The following is a 2895-nucleotide window of genomic DNA, read 5'->3' on the forward strand; positions in this document are numbered from 1 at the left end:
TGTACATGGTGGGCTGGGTGAAGGCCGGTTCGTCGGCCTCATTATGTCCATGACGGCGATAGCAGACCAGATCGATCACCACATCTGCCGCGAATTCACGACGGTAATCGGCTGCAAGGCGCGCGCAATAGGCGGCGGCTTCGGGCTCGTCACCATTCACATGCAGGATCGGCGCATGCACGGCCTTGGCGATATCGGTGCAGTAAAAGCCCGAATGGGCATGGGCCGAAATGGTCGTGAAACCGATCTGGTTGTTCGTGACCACATGAACCGTGCCGCCCGTGCGATAGCCAATGAGCTGGGACATGGCCATCGTCTCGTAAACGATGCCCTGACCGGCAAAGGCGGCATCGCCATGGATCAGCAGGCCGAGATGGCGATAGCGGTTTTCGAGCCCGACACAGCCTTCTGAATCCTGGATGGCGCGTACGCGTCCCACCACGACCGGATCGACGGCCTCAAGATGCGATGGGTTGGGCAGAAGGGTGACACGCACCTTCTCATTCGAGACATGCAGCGTAGCGGCAGTGCCCAGATGATATTTCACATCGCCCGAGCCCTGTACGTCGGTCGGCTTGAACGAGGCCCCGGCGAATTCCGAGAATATGGCGGCGAAGGGCTTTTGCACCACATTGGCCATCACGTTCAGACGGCCACGATGCGCCATGCCGACAGAGACGCTGCGTGTGCCCTGCTGCGCGGATTGCTCGATGATGGCATGGAGCACCGGAATGGTGACCTCGCTGCCTTCAAGGCCAAAGCGCTTCGTGCCGGTAAAGCGCTTCTGGCAGAAGCTTTCGAAGCCTTCGGCCTCGGTCAGCTGATTGAGGATGGTCTTTTTCTCGGCTGCCGAGAACATGCGCCGCCAGTCATCGCCCTCAAGGCGGTGCTGAAGCCACAAACGCTGGGCGGCGTCCTGGATATGCATGTATTCGACACCGATTGGGCCGCAATAGGTCTGGCGCAGCGCGGCAAGAAGCTCGTTGATGGTGGCGCTGGCCCGTTCGGGCAGAAGCGAACTGACCATCTGCCCCAGATAGATCGGGCGGTCGCGGTCATTGGGACCAAAGCCGTATGTCGCGGGGTCCAGCTCGGTGTAGGATTTCGGAACCTGTAGACCCAGCGGATCGAGACGCGCCTCAAGATGGCCACGGACACGATAGGCCCGGACAAGCTGAATGGCGCGAACGCTGTCATCCACGCTTGAGAGCAGATCGGTGGCCGAAAATTCGCCAGCTGTCCTGGACGCCGGTCCCGCCGGACTGCGTGCGTCGAGCAGCGAAGCCTGCTCACCCCAAGCGGCCCGGTCAGCGGGGTTCAGCTTGGCGGCTTGCTGGGCTGCTTCCTGTTCGGCATCGAGTGCCCTGAACAGATCGGCGAAGGAAGGGTCCACACTGCGGGGATCGGCAGCCCATTTCGCATGCAGATCCGCCAGATAGACGGTGTTGGCGCCATTCAGCGCCGTTGGTAACGAACCGATCTCACCCATGCTTGCAGCCCTCCCCGGCTGACTCGTCCGGAACTGGATATCGACTTAAAATGGCACCCTCATGGCGGAAACAACCATGAAACTCTTGCCGATCAGCAACAAGCATAAAACTTTTCCGAACGATTTCAGTTCACAATCGCACGTTCTGCAGACGGCATCAGAAAGAGTCGAAACTTTCAATCCTGCCTGCCGTCTATAGACTCCGCACCAGAGCGTCGTGTGGTCTAACCCATCACATGGTATTCCGATATTGCAGTTTGGAGGGGTCTGTCATGCGCTGCATGCCCGCACTCGCGGTATTCACGATTTCGCTACTGTCACAGGGCGTGTCCTGTGCCTGGGCGACTCCCGAACGCCCGGTCGAGCAGCAAGGGCGTCATCTCGATTTCGACAGCCGAGCCCCCTTGCGCTGCACGCGGGCACCCCATCTGGTCAGAACCGCCTACACCCCCGGCGAAAAGCCCGCTGAAGGGGTTGTGTCCATGCGTTCGTGCTTTTCCGATACCGACCGTATCGGGGCAGGGTATACACAGTATGTACGCAACAGTGCGGTGCGCCACCTGCATCACCGCATGAAGGGCTAGCAAGCCTCTTGTGCGCCGGGGGGAGCAGGAATAGGCTCGCCCTCCATGTCACAGATCGCTCTTCAGTATGAAGCCCTTGAACGGACCCCGATCAGCGAGGCACCGTTCAGACATGTGGTTGTCCCGAACTTCGTACGCGAAGAGGACCTCCAGACACTCATCAATCTGATGCCCGAGATGAAGTCCGGCGGGTCCTTTCCCCCGGAGGGTCTGCGGCTGCACCCGACAGTCAGAGCGCTGACGAAGGAACTGCAGGGGCCGCGGCTCAAGAAGATCGTGGCGCAGAAATTCGGCCTCGATATCAAAGACGCACCGAGCATGCTCACCCTGCGTGGCCGCACCCGTGAAAAGGACGGGCGTATCCATCGTGATTCAGAAGCCAAGCTCGTGACGATCCTGCTTTACCTGAATCCGGAAAGTGCTGCCTGGTCTGCACAGGAAGGCTGCCTGCGCCTGCTGAACGGCCCCGATAATCTCGAGGATTACGAGGTTGAGGTGAAGCCCGCCCACGGTACGTTGCTGATTTTCCCGAATGGGCCGAAAACCTGGCACGGTCACAGGCAGTATGTTGGCCCGCGCTACACTATTCAGCTGAATTACATGGCCACAAATAACAAGGCGCGCTATGAACTGCGCCGTCATCGGCTGTCAGCGCTGTTCAAGCGCCTGTCATTCGCCCGATGAAACGGTCATGACGCCCGGCGTGATGACGATCGAATTCTGACTGAGGTAATGTGATTATGGGATACCGCGTTGCGGTCGTTGGCGCGACTGGTGCTGTAGGTCGTGAACTCCTGCGCATTCTTGCCGAGAGAGATTTTC

Annotated in this window: 3 protein-coding genes; 2 read left to right on the forward strand and 1 reads right to left on the reverse strand. The window is 59.4% G+C overall.

Annotation, left to right across the window (positions count from 1 at the left end):
- On the reverse strand, positions 1-1489 hold a 1489-nt coding region (locus tag P792_RS39220; protein WP_035440587.1), incomplete at its 3' end, for a thiamine pyrophosphate-dependent enzyme.
- 272 nt (positions 1490-1761) lie between these two features.
- Here P792_RS39220 and P792_RS33295 point away from each other — a divergent pair.
- Positions 1762-2073 carry a hypothetical protein gene (locus P792_RS33295; RefSeq protein WP_023979677.1) on the forward strand — a complete coding sequence of 104 codons (312 nt, stop codon included), beginning with the start codon at positions 1762-1764 and terminating at the stop codon, positions 2071-2073.
- Between the two features lie 45 nt (positions 2074-2118).
- Positions 2119-2757, forward strand: coding sequence for a 2OG-Fe(II) oxygenase (locus P792_RS33300; RefSeq protein WP_023979678.1), 639 nt, complete (start codon positions 2119-2121; stop codon positions 2755-2757).
- Positions 2758-2895: the final 138 nt, after the last annotated feature.

The sequence above is a fragment of the Asaia sp. SF2.1 genome, assembly GCF_000505765.1.
GTDB lineage: Bacteria > Pseudomonadota > Alphaproteobacteria > Acetobacterales > Acetobacteraceae > Asaia > Asaia bogorensis.